We start from the raw sequence: 16,970 nt of genomic DNA on the forward strand, positions 1-16,970 counted from the left end.
CCACGACAAAGCCGCCTTCGGGCGGCTTTGTCGTTTCAGGCGGCATCGCTTTTCCGCCTTCGTAACGAGAGACACGCGAGACACACGCCCTAAAGCAAAACACCCCGAAGATTCAGCTTCGGGGTGTTTCGTTCGGGCGATGCGCGCTTAGCCGAGGAAGCGTCGCGCGTTCTGGAATACGCGCAGCCACGGGCTGCCGTCGGTGGTCCAGTCGTCGGGCGTCCAGCTCATCTGCACGTTGCGATGCACGCGCTCCATGTGCGGCATCAGCACACTGAAGCGGCCATCGGGCGTCGTCACCGACGTGATGCCCTGCGGCGAGCCGTTCGGGTTGAACGGATACTGCTCCGTCGCATTGCCGCGATGATCGATATAACGCATCGCGACGAGCGCCTTCGCCTGATCGCCCTGTTGCGAGAAGTCGGCGAAACCTTCGCCGTGCGCGACCGCCACCGGAATGCGCGAGCCTTCCATGCCGGCGAAGAAGATCGACGGCGAGCGCTGCACTTCGACGAGCGAGAAACGCGCCTCGAACTGCTCCGACTTGTTGCGCGTGAACTTCGGCCAGTTTTCCGCGCCGGGGATGATCGAAGCCAGGCTCGACATCATCTGACAGCCGTTGCAGATACCAAGCGCGAAGGTGTCGGGACGCGCGAAGAATCCGGCGAACATGTCGGCCAGCTTCGCATTGAAGCGGATCGTCTTCGCCCAGCCCTCGCCCGCGCCCAGCACGTCGCCGTAAGAGAAGCCGCCGCACGCGACCGCGCCCGCGAAATCGGCGAGCGTCGCGCGGCCTTCGAGCAGGTCGCTCATGTGGACGTCGTGCGCATCGAAGCCGGCGCGATCGAACGCGTAAGCCGTTTCCAGATGCGAGTTCACGCCCTGTTCGCGCAGGATCGCGACACGCGGACGATTGCTCGTCGCGACGAACGGCGCGGCGACGTCTTCGGCCGGATCGAAGCTCAGCACGGGTGTTATGCCCGGATCGGCGGCATCGAGCAGCGCGTCGTATTCCGCATCGGCGCAGGCCGGGTTGTCGCGCAGACGCGCGATGCGCCAGCTCACCTCGCTCCACGCGCGATGCAGCTCGACGCGCGGCGCATCGAAAATTTTCTTCGCGTCGCGATAAATCTCGATGGCGCCGTTCTGGTTCGGCTTGCCGATCACGTGCGAGCACGCCGACAAGCCATGCTCGCGCAGCGCGCCGAGCACCGCGTCGCGATCCGCCGCGCGCACCTGCACCACGGCGCCGAGCTCTTCCGAGAACAATGCGCGGATCGTGCGGTCGTCGCGGCGGCCGCTCGTTTGCTTGGCCCAGTCTTTCGCGTCGCCGTAATCGGATTCGTGTTCGGCGTCGAGCGTCAGCATGTCGATGTTCAGCGACACGCCCACGTGACCCGCGAACGCCATTTCGCAGACCGTCGCCCACAGGCCGCCGTCCGAGCGGTCGTGGTAGGCGAGCAGCTTGCCATCGGCATTGAGCGCCTGGATCGCGGTGAAAAAGCGCTTCAGGTCTTCGGGATCGTCCACGTCGGGCGTCGCGTCGCCGACTTGCTGCGTCACTTGCGCGAGAATGCTGCCGCCCATGCGGTTGCGGCCGCGCCCGAGATCGATCGCGATCAGCACCGTGTTCGTATCGTCGGCGAGCTGCGGTGTCAGATGACGGCGCACGTCCTCGACCGGCGCGAACGCCGAGATGATCAGCGAGACCGGCGACACGACTTCGCGCGCGCCGCCGCGAGCGTCCTGCCACTTGGTGCGCATCGACAGCGAGTCCTTGCCGACCGGAATGCTGATGCCGAGCGCCGGGCACAGTTCCATGCCGATCGCCTTCACGGTGTCGTAGAGCGCGGCGTCCTCGCCTGCGCTGCCGCACGCGGCCATCCAGTTCGCCGAGAGCTTCAACTTGCTCAACGATTCGATCGGCGCCGACGCGATGTTCGTCACCGCCTCGCCCACCGCCATGCGGCCGGACGCGGGCGCGTCGATGACGGCGAGCGGCGTGCGCTCGGCGATCGTCATCGCTTCGCCGCGAAAGCCCGCGTAGTCCATCGTCGTGACGGCGCAATCGGCGACAGGCACTTGCCACGGGCCGACGAACTGGTCGCGCGCGGTCGTGCCGCCGACAGACCGGTCGCCGATCGTGATGAGGAACGACTTGCTCGCGACGGTCGGATGCTTCAGCACATCGATCGCGACTTCGGCGAGCGACAGTCCGGTCACGTCGACCGGCGTGAATTGCGCGTGTTCGCGCGTCACGTCGCGATGCATCTTGGGCGGCTTGCCGAGCAGCACGTCCATCGGCATGTCGACGGGTGCCTGGCCTTCGTTTGCGTCGTCGATGAGCTTCAGTTGACGCTCTTCGGTCGCCACGCCAACGACCGCCACCGGGCAGCGTTCGCGCTCGCAGATGGCCTGGAACGCGGGCAGATCGGCCGGCGCGATCGCCAGCACGTAACGCTCTTGCGCCTCGTTCGACCAGATTTCACGTGGCGACAGGCCGCTCTCTTCGAGCTGAACCTTGCGCAGATCGAAGCGCGCGCCCTTGCCCGCGCCATCGACGAGTTCCGGGAACGCATTCGAAATGCCGCCCGCGCCGACGTCGTGAATCGACAGGATCGGATTGCGCTCGCCCAACTGCCAGCACGTGTTGATGACTTCCTGCGCGCGGCGCTGGATTTCCGGATTGCCGCGCTGGACCGAGTCGAAATCGAGCTGGGCGGTGTTCGCGCCGGTCGCCATCGAAGACGCCGCGCCGCCGCCCATGCCGATGCGCATGCCCGGGCCGCCGATCTGGATCAGCAGCGTGCCGCCCGGCAGATCGTGCTTGTGCGTGTGTTGATCCGAAATATTGCCGATGCCGCCCGCGATCATGATCGGCTTGTGATAACCGCGCACGCGGCCCGCGACGTTCTGCTCGTAGGCACGGAAATAGCCGCCGAGGTTCGGGCGGCCGAATTCGTTGTTGAACGCGGCGGCGCCGATCGGCCCGTCGATCATGATCTGCAACGGCGACGCGATGCGGTCCGGACGGCCATACGGCTCGTGCTTGTCGGACGGATTGCGCGAACTCGGCGGCACGGCGCAATCGCGATCGTTCTCCCACTTCTCGCGCGCGTCCGGCAAATCGAGGTTCGACACGGTGAAGCCCGCGAGACCGGCCTTCGGACGCGCACCGCGACCCGTCGCGCCTTCATCGCGGATTTCGCCGCCCGAGCCCGTCGCCGCGCCCGCGAACGGGGAAATCGCGGTCGGGTGATTATGCGTTTCGACCTTCATCAGCGTGTGGGTCATTTCCACATGACGCTGATACTGCTCGTCGGTTCCGCGCGGGAACCAGCGTTCGGCGACGCCGCCCCGCATGATCGACGAGTTGTCCGAATAAGCGACGATCGTGCCTTCGTGATTCAGCTTTTCCGTGTTGCGGATCATCTGGAACAGCGACATGTCCTGCTTTTCGCCGTCGATGGTCCATTCGCCGTTGAAGATCTTGTGGCGGCAGTGTTCGCTGTTGGCCTGCGCGAACATCATCAGTTCGACGTCGGTCGGATTGCGCTTCAGCGCTTCGAACGCGTTCACCAGATACTCGATTTCGTCTTCCGCGAGCGCGAGGCCGAGTTCGGCGTTCGCGGCTTCGAGCGCTTTGCGGCCCGTGCCGATGATGTCGACAGTCTGCAAGGGCTTGGCCGGCAGTTCATCGAAGAGATGCAGCGCCGCGTCGCGCGATGGCGCGACGCTTTCCGTCATGCGGTCATGCAGCGCATCGGCGACGGCCGCGCGCGCTTCGTCCGACAGCGCCTTCTTGCCGCCGAGAAAGCCGCTTTTCATGATGACCGAGTACTCGACGCCGCGCTCGATGCGACGCACTTTCTCAAGCCCGCAGTGACGCGCGATGTCGGTCGCCTTGCTCGCCCACGGCGAGACGGTGCCGAAGCGCGGCACGACCATGAATGTCTCGACATGGCCGCGTTCCTTCGATTCCGCGAACGGCGCGCCGTAATGCATCAGCGCGGCGATGCGGCTGTTGTCATCGTCGGTGAGCGGCTCGGACGCGTTGACGAAATGCAGGAACTGGCCGCGCACGCCGACGATATTCGCGTCGATGCGGGCAAGCGTTTCGAGAAGGCGGGTCTGACGGAAATCGGAGAGGGCCGAAGCGCCGGGGAAACACGAGAAGTGGGCCATTGTGACGGTGCGTCGATGACGTCTGTGTGCCGCTCGCGCGACGCTCGATCGCATTTTTTGCAAATCAGGAAAATTCGCAAATTCGGATTCGAGCACGCTAAACGGCGTGAGGCGAAAGGAAGACCGCGATTATAACCCGGAAGCGTCTCGAAATCGGCCGGGGCGGTCAGTGCGCGCACCGCGCGGCGGCGCGCGCGCGGCACGAACTGCATCGTCGCGCATCCCGAAATTGCCGCGGGCTGCGCCGGCCATTCGGGATGGGGCGTGCCGTTGCGCGCGTGAGCGCTCGGCTCGCCGTCCCCCGCAAACGATTTTGGCGCTATCATGGCGCGCTTTCTTCGGGTATGGCGCGCACCGAATCGCGCCGCCGACCTGTCGTTTTACCGTCAACGCGCGCGGAATCACGAAAATGCCGGGCGCTTGCGCCCGGACATCACGCCGCGCCGCACTGGAATCTCGCGCCTTCGGGCACAAAAAATCATGGATGTCATCGTCATCGGCGGAGGAATCGCCGGCATCGCCACCGCCTATCAGTTGCATGCGGCCGGTCATCGCGTGTGCGTGGTCGAGCGTCACGCGACCGTCGCGCAAGGGGCGACCTACGGCCAGGGCGGCGCGCTGCTGCCCTCGCCGCTCGACGTCTGGTTCGGGCCGACCTTCATGGCGTCCAGCCGCTCGAAGCAGAGCGGCATGATGGTCAAGACCGGCTTCGACTCGGCCGCGCGTGACTTCCTCAAGCGGCTCGCGTCGCTGCGCGATCCCGAGGCGTTCGTCGCCCAATACGCGCATCTGCAACCGCTCGTCGATATGTCGCGACGCGTGCTCGCGGACATCGAAAGCCGGCTGGAGCTCGATTTCGAACAGCGCCGTGGCGTGCTGCACGTGTTCCGCCAGCCGCGCGAGCTCGAAGACGCGCAGCCGGCCATCGATCTGCTCAAGGGTTGCGGCGTTCCATATCGACAACTGACGCCCGAGGAATGCGTCGCTATCGAGCCTTCCGTGCCGGATTTCCCCGAATTCGCGGGCGGCGTGCTGTTGCCCGAAGAGCGCACCGCGAACTGTCCGCTCTTCACCAAGCAATTGAAGCAGGTGCTCGAAGACGAAGGCGTGCAGTTCCGCATGCATCGCTCGGTGACGTCGCTGCGTCTGGACGGCGCGCGCGCCGCGGTCGAGCTCGCCGAATCGCACGAAGGCAAAAAGCGCGGCGCCGATGTTGAACTCATCACGGCGGACGCGATCGTCGTCGCGGCGGGCACGGGCACGCCGGGGCTCATCGGCGGCATCGAGTCGGCGTCCTCGCTCTTTGCACTGCGCGTGCATACGCTCACCGCGCCCGTTGCCTACGAGGAGCGCGCGCCGCATCTCACGGTCGTCGATTCGATCAAACGCATCACGATGACGCGCATCAATCAGCGGCTGCGCGTCAGCGGCGCCGGGGTGTTTCAGAGCGCGTCCAAGTCCGACAAGCCGCTCGACGCCACGCTTTCGCGCCGCGCGCTCGATCTGCTCGGCCAGGGCACGCACGACTGGATTCCGGGCGCGGCGCGCGTCTCTGCCGCACGCGCGTGGGACGGGCTGCGGCTCATCACCGCGGACGGCTTGCCGATCGTCGGCGCGACGCGGCATCCGCGGCTTTTCGTGAACGCGGCGCACGGCCCGGCGGGCTGGGGCCTCGCGTGCGGGTCTGCTAAAGTGGTCGCGGATCTCGTTTCCGGCGTTACGCCCGATATCCCCGCGAGCGTGCTGGCCGCGCTCGGCGTCGCTCGCTTCTGACGGCGCGGCGCGCGCGGCCCCGACGGGCACGGCGCGTGCGGACGGAAGCCGGGTTTCCGAACGATCCGATTCCCGAACCGCCTTCCGTCCGTCGCCATGACCGCTGCCCGCTCGCCCTATTTCACTCCCAAAGACGATCCGCTCGCGCTTCTGACGCTCGCCGAGTTGCGCATGCTCGAAGCGCGCGCCGCCGCCGCGCTGCCGCCGCACACGCTGATGGCGCGCGCGGGGGCCGCCGCCGCGCAATGCCTCATCGATGCGCTGGAGCACGATTCCGAATCCCGCGATTCCGGCGCGCGGCCGGTGTGGCTCGTGGCCGGCCCCGGCAACAACGGCGGCGATGCGCTCGTGATGGCCGAGCGCCTGCATCGCGCGGGCATTACGGTGAGCGTGTGCATGCCCGTCGAAGTCAAGCCCGACGACGCGCGCTGGGCGCTCGAAGCGGCGCGCGCGGCCGGCGTGGCGATCGACGATAAGCCGCCCGCTTCGTTCGACGGCTTCGGCTGGCTGGTCGACGGCATGTTCGGCATCGGCCTCACGCGGCCGCTCGAAGGCGTGTTCGCGGAGATCGCCGCGCGCATGACGCGCCGCGCGCGCACTTCGGGGCGGGTGCTCGCGCTCGACGTCCCGAGTGGTCTGAACAGCGACACCGGCGCGCCTGTGAAGTGCGGCGAGGCCGTGCGCGCGACGGACACCATCACGTTCATCGGCGCGAAACCGGGGCATTTCACTTCGCTTGGCCGCGATCTGACGGGACGGCTTTTCGTTTCGACGCTCGAAGTCGACGGGAGCGCGACGCCTTCGATCGTGCTCAACGCGCCCGCGCTTTTCGGCGCCGCCATGCCGCCGCGCGACAACGCGACGAACAAGGGCACGTTCGGCTCGCTCGCGGTGGTCGGCGGCGACACGGGCATGTGCGGCGCGCCGGTTCTCGCCGCGCGCATGGCGCTCTACGGCGGCGCGGGCAAGGTGCACGTCGCGTTTCTGGGCGAAGGCTTTCCGCCTTACGATCCGCCGCATCCGGAACTGATGCTGCATCACGTCGATGGCCTCGCGCTCGACAAGATGGACGCGCTCGCAATCGGCTGCGGCATGGGCACGAGCGAGCGCGCCAAAACGGTGCTGACCGACGCGCTGAAGCTCGACGTCCCCAAGCTGCTCGACGCCGACGCGCTCAATCTCATCGCGAAGGATGACGCGCTCGCCTCCGCCGTCGCGGCGCGTGGCGCGCAAGGCGATCCGTGCATCTTGACGCCGCATCCGCTCGAAGCGGCGCGTCTTCTGCAAACCGACGCGAAAACCGTTCAGGCCGATCGCACCGCCGCCGCGCGACAGCTTGCCGCGCGCTATGCGGCGATCGCGGTGCTCAAGGGATCGGGCACGGTGATCGCCTCGCCCGATGGCCGCGTCGCCGTGAATCCGACCGGCAACGCCGGACTCGCCACGGGCGGCACCGGCGACGTGCTCGGCGGATTGATCGGAGCATTGCTCGCGCAGAAGCTCCCTGCATACGAAGCGGCGCTCGCGGGCGTCTATCTGCACGGTCTCGCGGCGCAAACGCTCAGCGACGACGGCGTCGGTCCGGCCGGATTGACCGCGGGCGAGCTCGCGCCCGCCGTGCGAAGTCTCATCAACCGCCGCTTTTACGCGGAGCACGCGCGAAGCTGACGGTTTTCGTGCGCATGGGCAAACGTCATGACGCTTTGCAAGCATCCGTTCACGCATCGTCGCTATACTCTTTTTGATTCGGGCAACCGCGGTCGTTTAGTCGCGTTCACCAAACACGACACGCACAGGCAAGCCGAGCCGCAACCGCACGAACGTATTCCTCTGTCACCTTCAGACTACCGGACCGCTCATGACCCAACACTCGATGCTCAATTCGCTTCCTGCCTGGTCGGCGCTCCAGACGCATTACGATGCCATCTCCGGCGAGCGCCTGCGCGACTGGTTCGCACCACAGAACGACACCGCGCCGACACGCGCCGAGCGCCTCACCTTTGCGGGCGGCGGCCTCGCAATCGACTTTTCCAAGAATCGCATCAAGGACGAAACGCTCAAGCTGCTCGTCGAAGTCGCGCAACAGGCCAAAATCACCGAACGCCGCGACGCGATGTTCCGTGGCGATATCGTCAACATCACCGAACATCGCGCGGTGCTGCATACCGCGCTGCGCGCCCAGTCGCCCGATGCGCCCTTCTACGAGCAGGTGCAGAAGGAAAAGGCCAGGATGGCCGCCTTCTCCGACAAGGTTCGCGACGGCTCGTGGAAAGGCTATACCGGAAAGCGCATCCGTCATGTGGTGAACATCGGCATCGGCGGCTCGGATCTCGGGCCGAAGATGGTCGTGCATGCGCTGCATCATCTCGCGTCGAAAGATCTCGATACGCATTTCGTATCGAATGTCGACGGCGCCGATCTATGGGATGTCCTTCAGCAAGTCGACGCCGAAGAGACGCTCACGATCGTCGTTTCCAAGACCTTCACGACGCTCGAAACCATGACCAACGCGCATTCGATGCGCGACTGGTTCCTGAAGTCCGGCTGTCCTGAAGATCAGCTTGCGAAGCATTTCGTCGGCGTGTCGGCGAATCCGGCCGAAGTGGTCAAGTTCGGCATCGCGAAAGAAAACGTGTTCGAGATGTGGGACTGGGTCGGTGGCCGTTATTCGCTGTGGTCGGCGGTCGGTCTGTCGATCATGCTGTCGGTCGGTCCGAAGAATTTCGACGCGCTGCTGCAGGGTGCGGCCGCGATGGACGAGCATTTCCGCACCGCGCCGCTCGACAAGAATCTACCCGTGCTGATGGGCATGATCGGCATCTGGTATCGCAACTTCTTCGGCTCGCAGAGCGATCTCGTCGCGCCCTATTCGCAGGCGATGCATTATCTGCCTTCGTACCTCCAGCAGCTCGAAATGGAGAGCAACGGCAAGTCGGCGCGGCTCGACGGCAAGATGGTCGACTATCCGACCGCCGCCGTGATCTGGGGCGAACCGGGAACGAACGGCCAGCACGCGTTCTTCCAGATGCTGCATCAAGGGCCGACGCTGATCCCCATCGACTTCATCGCCGTGATGACGCCGGAGCATCCGCTCGTCGATCATCACGCGAAGCTGCTTGCCAACTGCTTCGCGCAGAGCGAGGCGCTCATGCTCGGCCGCACGCTTGAAGAAGCGAAGAAGGTCGCGGGCCCGGGCAAGGAAGAGCTGGCGACGCACCTGAGTTTCCCCGGCAACCGCCCGACGACGACCATCATGCTCGATGCGCTCACGCCGCAAACGCTCGGCGCGCTCATCGCGCTCTACGAGCACAAGGTGCTGGTGCAGGGCACGGTGTGGGACATCAACTCGTTCGATCAGTGGGGCGTGGAACTCGGCAAGATCCTCGGCAAGGTCGTCGAGGCGGATATCACCGCCGCGAGCGCCGATCCGGCCAAGCACGACTCGTCGACCTCGGCATTGATCGCGCGTGCGCGTGAGGCGTTGAAGCGCTAAGGCGCGCGTTGGTGCGTTGAGATGTGCAGCCCGCGGCGCTTCGGCGTCGCGGGTTTTTTTATACGCTGAGGCCGTTGACGAGCCGCCCCGCTTCGATCGTCACCGTTGCGTCGCAGCGCTCGGCGAGTTCGGCATCGTGCGTAACGAGCACGAGCGTCGCGCCGTTGCGGCGGTTCATCTCAAACATGAGATCGATGATCGCGTATCCTGTGGCGGCATCGAGACTGCCCGTGGGTTCGTCGGCGAAAAGCACGGCGGGATGCGTGACGAAGGCGCGTGCAAGCGCCACGCGCTGTTGCTCTCCGCCGGAAAGCAGCTTCGGATAGTGAGCGGTGCGCTGCGCGAGGCCGACCTGATCGAGCAGCGAGCGCGCGCGCGCCGCGATCTCGCTGTGCGGCATTTCGGCGCGCAATTCGAGCGGCAGCATCACGTTTTCGAGCGCGGTCAGATGCGGCATCAACTGGAACGACTGGAATACGAAGCCGACAGCGCCGCTTCTGAGCGCGGCGCGCTCGTCTTCGTTCAAGCTCGACAGTTCCTTGCCGAGCAAACGAACCGAGCCCTCGCTCGCGCTGTCCAATCCCGCGAGCAGGCCGAGCAATGTCGACTTGCCCGAGCCCGATGCGCCGACGATCGCGACACTGCTACCCTTCGCGATCGACAAATCGATCTGATCGAGAATCGTGAGCTCGCCCGTTGCATCCTTCACTCGCTTGCTTAAACCCCGTACTTCGATGACCGGCTCGATATTGTTTGGCATGGACACTCTGAAAAAGATCTGGCGCGGCCTCGTTCCCGCGATCGCGTTGATGGCGGCATGTTCGCCGGCCGCGCACGCCGCCGACGCGCAAGCGGCACAGCAACCGAAACCCGCAATCGTCGTGCTCGGCGATAGCCTTTCGGCCGAGTACGGCCTGCCGCGCGACACGGGCTGGGTGAAGCTCTTGCGCGACAAGCTGGCGAAGGAGCGTTTCGATTATAGCGTCGCCAATTCGAGCATCAGCGGCGACACCACGAGCGGCGGACGCGCACGATTGACCGCGGTCCTTTCACGCCTCAAACCCGCAGTCGTGATCGTCGAGCTCGGCGCGAACGATGCGCTGCGTGGCGTGCCGCTCGCGACGACGGAGACGAACTTGCGCGGCATCGTCGATGCATCGCAGTCCGCGCATGCGAAGGTTTTACTCATCGGCATGTATGTCCCGCCCAATTACGGCCCCGACTACACGCAAAAGTTCCATGCGGTCTATGAGCGTATCGCGAAGGACAAGAACGTGCCGCTCGTGCCTTTCCTGCTTGCCGGTATCGCCGACAAGCCTGCCATGTTCCAGGCCGATCAGATTCACCCGACGGTGCAGGCCCAGCCTTTGCTATTGGATAACGTCTGGCCAACCTTGAAACCCTTGCTGGGCGCCAACGCGTCGCACTAAGAAGACGCCGGCCGCAACAGCTTTGCAACATAACGCGGAGTACGGCCAGGATTCAGATATCTGAGACTTTCGCGTAACTCTTATAACCGTTCGTCTCTTGGGCGACTCTACACGGAGGTCACGTGAAACTTATCCCTCTTCTCGGCCTGACCATTGCAATCTCGGCGTGCGCTGCCCAGCCCGTTGCCAATGTCCAGCAGGTCGGCACGAGCCAGAAGGCACCGAATGTCGTCGCGCAGTGCATCGCGCAAAAGTGGGCCGACAAGTCGCAACAGCAAGTCGTGTCGCAGGACACGCTTGCGAACGATAAGGGCGTCGACGTGTATGTTCCCGGCCAGCAGCCGCCGAACGGCGCCGCAGCCGTGGTGCACCCGGCATGGTCGGGTTCGGGCACGTGGGTCGGTTTCCGCGCTTCGGGCGCTGCCGGCAGCCAGTCAACCGGCGATATTCAGGCCTGCCTGTAAGCGTAGTTCGAACGCCCGCCTTGCCGGCTTCTGTCGGGCAGGCCAAGCAAATGCCCCGCATCCTTTCGGACGCGGGGCATTTTTTATGACGCGATTTATGACTTGAGCGCCGACATGAGCGCCGATCAGTTCGACGACGCCGCTGGCGCCTGGCTCAGCTTGACCTTCGAGCGCGCCTTCAACGAGTTGAGGTACGCTTCCATGTCGGCCTGTGCGTACACCTGCGCGACTTGCTGCTGCGCGCCGGCGAGACGATCGGCCGCAACCGGCGTGGCCTTCTCGATGCCGTTGACCCGATAGATCGCGTAGCCTTCCGCGCCGAGATCGACACCGACATATGACGGCAGTTTCGATGCATCCGCCTTGAAGATCGCGCTCAACGCGACGGGCGGCAAGCCTTGCGCATCATTGCGCGAGACCGTGACCGGCGACGTGAAACCGGCGGTCGACTTCGACTTCTGCAGATCCGCGAGCTTCGCCTCGCCTTCCTTCTTCGCCGTCGCCGCGGCCATTTCCGCGACGACCTTCTTGCGCACGTCGTCCTTCACGACGTCGAACGCCGGCACGGTCGGGGCCTTGTAGTCGGTTACGCGCGCGGCGATCAGCGTGTTGCTGCCGACGTCGATGGCCTGCGTGTTGTTGCGGTCCTTCACCGAGTCCGGCGCGAACACGGCCGCGAGGAACTTCGGATTATTGAGCGGATTGTCCTGCGGCAATTGCGGATTCGGCTTCGGGCCGATCGTCGCGGTCTGGACCGTCAGCTTGTACTTGTCCGCGGTGGGCTGCAGCGACTTCGCCTTCTCGTAGACGAGATCGGTGAAGCCTTGCGCGTCGTCGGCGAAACTCTTCGCGCCCTGCTGAGCCGCGTAGTCCTTCGCGATCGAGTCCTTCACTTCATCGAACGGCTTCGTGACGGAAGGCTTCACGTCGGTGGCCTGAATGATGTGATAGCCGAAATCCGACTCGACGATATTGCTCACCTCGCCCTTCTTCAGGCCGAAGGCGGCGTCGTCGAAGGCCTTGCCGCCCGCGATCTGGCCGTGCGCGAAGTAGCCGAGATCGCCGCCCTTGCTTGCGGAGCCCTGATCGTCCGAACTCTTCTGGGCGATCTGAGCGAACTGGTCCGGGTGCGCCTTGACTTGCGCGAGCAGTTCTTCGGCCTTCTGCTTGGCCTTCGCCTTATCCGCCGCGCTCGCGTCCTTCGGCGCGTTCACGAGAATGTGGCTCGCGCGAACTTCTGCTTCCGTGCGATAGCGCTGGATGTTGTCCTCGTAGTACTTCTTGAGATCGGCGTCGCTCGGCTTCGATGCGGCCGCGATGGTCGACGGCGACAACAGCAGATACTGGATCGTGGCCGTTTCCGGCGTTGCGAAGTCGTTGCGATGCGCTTCGTAGTAAGCGGTGAGCTGCGCATCGGTCGGCTGAACCTTCGCGGTGTAATCAGCCGCGCGCAGCGACAGACCCTGCACCGAGCGCTTCTGCTCCGCGAGTTCGGTCAAACTTTGTGCAAGCGACTTCGACGTGAACGATGTCCCCTGGATGCTGCTCGGAATCTGGCTGGTCGCGATCGTATAGCGCATGCGCTCGTCGTACTGCGCGGGCGTCATGCCCTGCATCGCGAGCAGTTGCTTGTAACGATCGAGGTCGATGCTGCCGTCGGGGTTCTTGAGCGACGAGATCGTCGGATCGGACAGCAGCGCGCGGCGCACGGCGTCATCGGACGCGGTCAGATGCAGACGCTGCGTTTCGTCGGCCATCGCGCGTTGCTGCACGAGACTGTCGACCATCGCGGCGCGTGCCTCGGGCGTGTCGAACATTTTGGCGTCGAACTGCGAACCGAGCATCGAGCGGGCACGGTCCACTTGCTGCCGGAAGCCGCTGTCGAATTCGCCGCGCGTGATCTTGCGACCATTCACGCTGGCGACGTAGGAACTTTCGTCGAAATAATTGCTGAAGCCCTGAATCCCGACCATGCCCAGACCGGGCACGATGATCAGGATCAGCAGAGCCATCATCAGGCGCTGGTGATTACGGAAGAAGTCGAGCATGCGTAGCGCTGCGTGGTTATAACAAAACGCTCGATATTACAACAGTGGACGAGGAAAAGGCGAAAGGCGGGCGGGATTTGCATCTCCGGACACGAAATTGTCGCGTCGCTTGTTCGCAATGAACGGCGTCGTGCCTGGAAGTAAGGCGCTTTTCGACGATTCGGGACGTCGCGTTCACCGGCTTCAGTTCGTCATTTTCTGGCTCGAAGCAATCGTTAGCATTCTTAACGAGCGCGCGCAAAAACAAAAATCCCGCAAGCCGCGAAGCTTACGGGATTTCTTGTCGAATCTGGCGGAGCGGACGGGACTCGAACCCGCGACCCCCGGCGTGACAGGCCGGTATTCTAACCAACTGAACTACCGCTCCAGGTAGCGCGCAATGAACCGTGACCTGGTGGGTGCTGAGAGGCTCGAACTCCCGACCTACGCCTTGTAAGGGCGCCGCTCTACCAACTGAGCTAAGCACCCGGTCCGCAATTCACTCAATTTGCGCTGCGCTGAATTCAGTACCTCGTTTTTGCAAGGCCCGTATCCAGCGAGTCCGCTAGTTTAGCGCATCCTTCAGCGCTTTGCCAGGGCGAAATTTCGGCACTTTCGCGGCCTTGATCTTGATCTCGTCGCCCGTGCGCGGATTGCGCCCCGTGCGCGCGGTGCGCTTGCCCACGGCGAACGTGCCGAAGCCGACAAGCGTCACGGTGCCGCCTTTTTTCAACGTCGCACTCACGCCGCCGATGACCGCGTCGAGCGCGCGGCCGGCGGCGGCCTTGGAAATATCGGCCTGCTGCGCGATATGGTCGATCAGTTCCGTCTTGTTCATTGTGATCCCCGAATCAGTATTGGCACGTTGCAATCGATTTGGCCCAGCATCGAAGCGGATGGCATCTCGGTATGTTTGGATGCGGCGCTCATTTAACTTAGCCGAAAGAGACGTGTCAACAGGGGTTGAGCCTTATTCGGCGCGGGTTTCGGACGTTTTAGAAGATCTCTTCGAAAAACATGCGCACAAAGAAAAAAAACCCGCGGGCGAACACCCGGGGGTTTTTTAGCTTCGATCACGCAACACGGCGATCAAACCGTGCCGCGAGACGCTCAGTGCTTCACGACTTCGCCTGATGCGGGCGTGTCTTTCTGCTGCTCGGCCGCGACGGGCGCCGCCTTCGCTTCCTCTTCGGGCAACGACTGGGGCGCACGTTCGAGCGCCAGTTCCAGCACGCGATCGATCCAGCGAACCGGCACGATCTCGATGGCGTTCTTCACGTTGTCGGGAATCTCGGCCAAGTCCTTCGTGTTTTCCTCAGGAATCAGCACGAGTTTGATGCCGCCGCGATGCGCCGCCAGCAGCTTCTCCTTCAACCCGCCGATCGGCAGCACTTCGCCGCGCAGCGTGATTTCGCCCGTCATCGCGACATTGGCGCGAACCGGAATGCCGGTCAGCACCGACACCAGCGCCGTGGTCATTGCGATACCGGCGGACGGACCGTCCTTCGGCGTCGCGCCTTCCGGCACGTGGATGTGGATGTCCTTCTTCTCGAAGGACTCATCCGTGATGCCGAGTCGACGCGAACGCGAACGCACCACCGAGCGCGCCGCTTCGACCGATTCCTTCATCACGTCGCCGAGCGAACCCGTGCGGATGACGCCGCCCTTGCCGGGCATGACCGCCGCTTCGATCGTCAGCAGATCGCCGCCGACTTCCGTCCACGCGAGACCCGTAACCTGCCCGATCTGGTTGTCCTTCGCGGCCAGACCGAAGTCGTACTTGCGCACGCCGAGGAAGGTGTCGAGGTTGGACCCGTCGACCGTCACCGCGCCTTCGGCCTTCTTCAGCAGCAGCATCTTCACGACCTTGCGGCAGATCTTCGACACTTCACGTTCGAGCGAACGCACGCCCGCTTCACGCGTGTAGTAGCGAATGATGTCGCGGATGGCTTGTTCCGTAACGTCGATTTCGCCGTCCTTCAGGCCGTTGTTGCGCTTCTGCTTCGGCATCAGGTATCGCTGCGCGATGCTGACCTTCTCGTCTTCCGTATAACCCGACAGACGGATGACTTCCATCCGGTCGAGCAGCGGCGGCGGAATGTTCAGCGAGTTCGACGTCGCGACGAACATCACGTCGGACAGGTCGAAATCCACTTCAATGTAGTGGTCCGCGAACGTGTGATTCTGTTCCGGATCGAGCACTTCGAGCAGCGCGGATGCCGGGTCGCCACGGAAATCCATGCCCATCTTGTCGACTTCGTCGAGCAGGAAGAGCGGATTGCGCACGCCGACCTTGGCGAGGCTCTGCAGAATCTTGCCCGGCATCGAACCGATATACGTGCGACGGTGCCCGCGAATTTCGGACTCGTCATGCACGCCGCCCAACGCCATACGCACGAACTTGCGGTTCGTCGCGCGGGCGATCGACTGCCCGAGCGAAGTCTTGCCGACGCCCGGAGGCCCGACGAGGCACAGAATCGGCGCCTTCACTTTCTCGACGCGTTGCTGAACCGCGAGATATTCGAGAATGCGTTCCTTGACCTTTTCGAGACCGAAGTGGTCTTCGTCGAGCACGCGCTCCGCGTTCGTAAGATCGTTGTTGACCTTGCTCTTCTTGCGCCACGGCAGGCCGATCAGCGTGTCGATGTAGTTGCGCACGACCGTCGCTTCAGCCGACATCGGCGACATGAGCTTGAGCTTCTTCAGCTCGGCGTCGGCCTTCTTCTTGGCTTCCTTGGGCATGCGCGCGGCGGTGATGCGCTTCTCAAGTTCTTCGAGATCCGCACCCTCTTCGCCTTCGCCCAGTTCCTTCTGGATGGCCTTGACCTGCTCGTTCAGGTAGTACTCGCGCTGGCTCTTTTCCATCTGGCGCTTCACGCGGCCACGGATGCGCTTCTCGACCTGAAGAATGTCGATTTCGGCTTCGAGCTGAGCGAGCAAATGCTCCAGACGCTCGATCACAGGGAACATCTCAAGGATGTGCTGCTTCTGATCGAGCTTGAGCGGCAGATGCGCGGCGATGGTGTCCGCAAGACGACCCGCCTCGTCGATGCCCGACAGCGAAGTCAGGATCTCCGGCGGAATCTTCTTGTTGAGCTTCACGTACTGATCGAACTGCGAGACGATCGCGCGGCGCAGGGCTTCGGTTTCGGCGCTATCGGCGTGATCCGGCTCAAGCGGCATCACATCGCAGGAAAACTGCGTTTCCTGCTCTTCGATCGAGAGCGTTTTCGCGCGCTGCAAGCCTTCGACGAGCACTTTCACGGTGCCGTCGGGCAGCTTCAGCATTTGCAGGATGTTGGCGACACATCCTACTTCGTACATGTCCTTTTCGGTCGGCTCGTCCTTCGCCGCCGTTTTCTGGGCGACGAGCATGATGTGCTTGCCGCCTTCCATCGCGGCTTCGAGCGCCTTGATCGACTTGGGCCGCCCGACGAAGAGCGGAATCACCATATGCGGGAAAACGACTACGTCGCGCAGCGGGAGCAGCGGCAGCGTAACGCGTTCCTGCGGGAGGAGTTGGGTTCCTGACATTTCATTTCCCCATTAATGGAATCAGTTTCAGTCGTAAGTAAGGCCGTTCAGAGCTATTGCAAGC

10 protein-coding genes and 2 tRNA genes are annotated in these 16,970 nt (G+C 63.9%); 5 read left to right on the forward strand and 7 right to left on the reverse strand.

Annotated features, from left to right (window positions below; translation table 11 throughout):
- Positions 1-147 precede the first annotated feature (147 nt).
- Complete coding sequence (purL, locus tag AWB82_RS09250) at positions 148-4,185, reverse strand: phosphoribosylformylglycinamidine synthase (RefSeq protein ID WP_086966834.1); 4,038 nt, start codon at positions 4,183-4,185, stop codon at positions 148-150.
- Between the two features lie 480 nt (positions 4,186-4,665).
- Here purL and AWB82_RS09255 point away from each other — a divergent pair, with 480 nt between their 5' ends.
- From AWB82_RS09255 to pgi, 3 genes are all read left to right on the forward strand, one after another.
- On the forward strand, positions 4,666-5,958 hold the full coding sequence (locus AWB82_RS09255) for an FAD-dependent oxidoreductase (protein ID WP_086966924.1): 1,293 nt from the start codon (positions 4,666-4,668) through the stop codon (positions 5,956-5,958).
- A 96-nt stretch (positions 5,959-6,054) separates the two neighbouring features.
- Positions 6,055-7,626, forward strand: coding sequence for an NAD(P)H-hydrate dehydratase (locus AWB82_RS09260; RefSeq protein ID WP_086966835.1), 1,572 nt, complete (start codon positions 6,055-6,057; stop codon positions 7,624-7,626).
- Between the two features lie 190 nt (positions 7,627-7,816).
- Positions 7,817-9,451, forward strand: coding sequence for a glucose-6-phosphate isomerase (gene pgi, locus AWB82_RS09265; RefSeq protein WP_086966836.1), 1,635 nt, complete (start codon positions 7,817-7,819; stop codon positions 9,449-9,451).
- A 58-nt stretch (positions 9,452-9,509) separates the two neighbouring features.
- Here pgi and AWB82_RS09270 read toward each other — a convergent pair whose 3' ends face one another.
- Complete coding sequence (locus AWB82_RS09270; protein ID WP_086966837.1) at positions 9,510-10,211, reverse strand: ABC transporter ATP-binding protein; 702 nt, start codon at positions 10,209-10,211, stop codon at positions 9,510-9,512.
- Positions 10,212-10,260: 49 nt separating this feature from the next.
- Between AWB82_RS09270 and AWB82_RS09275 the strand changes: the two genes are divergently transcribed.
- Together AWB82_RS09275 and AWB82_RS09280 are read left to right on the forward strand one after the other, a co-directional pair.
- Positions 10,261-10,881: an arylesterase gene (locus AWB82_RS09275; protein ID WP_407642984.1), complete on the forward strand. Its 621-nt coding sequence runs from the start codon at positions 10,261-10,263 to the stop codon at positions 10,879-10,881.
- Between the two features lie 122 nt (positions 10,882-11,003).
- A complete protein-coding gene (locus tag AWB82_RS09280) occupies positions 11,004-11,345 on the forward strand; it encodes a hypothetical protein (protein WP_086966839.1) in 342 nt (113 codons plus the stop codon).
- A 125-nt stretch (positions 11,346-11,470) separates the two neighbouring features.
- Here the strand turns inward: AWB82_RS09280 and AWB82_RS09285 are convergent, their stop codons facing one another.
- From AWB82_RS09285 to lon, 5 genes are all read right to left on the reverse strand, one after another.
- Positions 11,471-13,393 carry a SurA N-terminal domain-containing protein gene (locus tag AWB82_RS09285; protein ID WP_086966840.1) on the reverse strand — a complete coding sequence of 641 codons (1,923 nt, stop codon included), beginning with the start codon at positions 13,391-13,393 and terminating at the stop codon, positions 11,471-11,473.
- 290 nt (positions 13,394-13,683) lie between these two features.
- Positions 13,684-13,760: transfer RNA gene (locus AWB82_RS09290), tRNA-Asp, on the reverse strand.
- 25 nt (positions 13,761-13,785) lie between these two features.
- Positions 13,786-13,861 (reverse strand) — tRNA-Val (locus AWB82_RS09295).
- Between the two features lie 76 nt (positions 13,862-13,937).
- The gene (locus tag AWB82_RS09300) at positions 13,938-14,243 is read right to left on the reverse strand and encodes an HU family DNA-binding protein (protein ID WP_268811022.1); all 306 of its coding nucleotides are present in this window, start codon (positions 14,241-14,243) and stop codon (positions 13,938-13,940) included.
- 239 nt (positions 14,244-14,482) lie between these two features.
- Complete coding sequence (gene lon, locus AWB82_RS09305; RefSeq protein WP_086966841.1) at positions 14,483-16,906, reverse strand: endopeptidase La; 2,424 nt, start codon at positions 16,904-16,906, stop codon at positions 14,483-14,485.
- Positions 16,907-16,970: the final 64 nt, after the last annotated feature.

The organism is Caballeronia glebae (genome assembly GCF_001545035.1).
Classification (GTDB): domain Bacteria; phylum Pseudomonadota; class Gammaproteobacteria; order Burkholderiales; family Burkholderiaceae; genus Caballeronia; species Caballeronia glebae.

Excerpts from the sequence above, each read along its gene's own strand:
- purL (WP_086966834.1), bottom strand. The coding sequence starts at position 4,185 with ATGGCCCACTTCTCGTGTTTCCCCGGCGCTTCGGCCCTCTCCGATTTC.
- AWB82_RS09255 (WP_086966924.1), top strand. The coding sequence starts at position 4,666 with ATGGATGTCATCGTCATCGGCGGAGGAATCGCCGGCATCGCCACCGCC.
- AWB82_RS09260 (WP_086966835.1), top strand. The coding sequence starts at position 6,055 with ATGACCGCTGCCCGCTCGCCCTATTTCACTCCCAAAGACGATCCGCTC.
- pgi (WP_086966836.1), top strand. The coding sequence starts at position 7,817 with ATGACCCAACACTCGATGCTCAATTCGCTTCCTGCCTGGTCGGCGCTC.
- AWB82_RS09270 (WP_086966837.1), bottom strand. The coding sequence starts at position 10,211 with ATGCCAAACAATATCGAGCCGGTCATCGAAGTACGGGGTTTAAGCAAG.
- AWB82_RS09275 (WP_407642984.1), top strand. The coding sequence starts at position 10,261 with ATGGCGGCATGTTCGCCGGCCGCGCACGCCGCCGACGCGCAAGCGGCA.
- AWB82_RS09285 (WP_086966840.1), bottom strand. The coding sequence starts at position 13,393 with ATGCTCGACTTCTTCCGTAATCACCAGCGCCTGATGATGGCTCTGCTG.
- lon (WP_086966841.1), bottom strand. The coding sequence starts at position 16,906 with ATGTCAGGAACCCAACTCCTCCCGCAGGAACGCGTTACGCTGCCGCTG.